Raw genomic sequence first — 301 nt, 5'->3', positions numbered from 1 at the left:
CGCCAGCACCGAATTAACACGGGTATTCGCCACTTGTTCACAGGTGGCCTTTATCTGCAGCAAGGCTGGCGTCCATGGGTCCGGCTGCATAGTCAGCCCCGAGTAGGTATAGGAAGCCTCCCCGCACCAGGCCTGCAAACGCGGCTGCATCACCCGGCGACCATACAGTGTAATGGCTTCCTGCTGCCAGTTGAGCGACTGGCGCAGCGCGCGGAAATAGCGATCTGAGTCGGAAACGGTAAAAAAGGCCGGCGCCCAGAACAGCAAGCCGCCATCAATAGCAATCCACTCGCCCGGCGAG

The 301-nt window shown here is 60.1% G+C and carries 1 protein-coding gene; it reads right to left on the bottom strand.

Annotated features, from left to right (window positions below; all coding sequences use genetic code 11):
• Positions 1-301, bottom strand: a 301-nt coding sequence (locus tag ACYP03_RS25515; RefSeq protein WP_459782607.1) for an alpha-ketoglutarate-dependent dioxygenase AlkB family protein, incomplete at both ends; no start/stop codon positions are given.

It is taken from the genome of Photobacterium sp. R1 (assembly GCF_054600795.1).
This window is presented reverse-complemented; position numbering and strand designations above follow the sequence as displayed.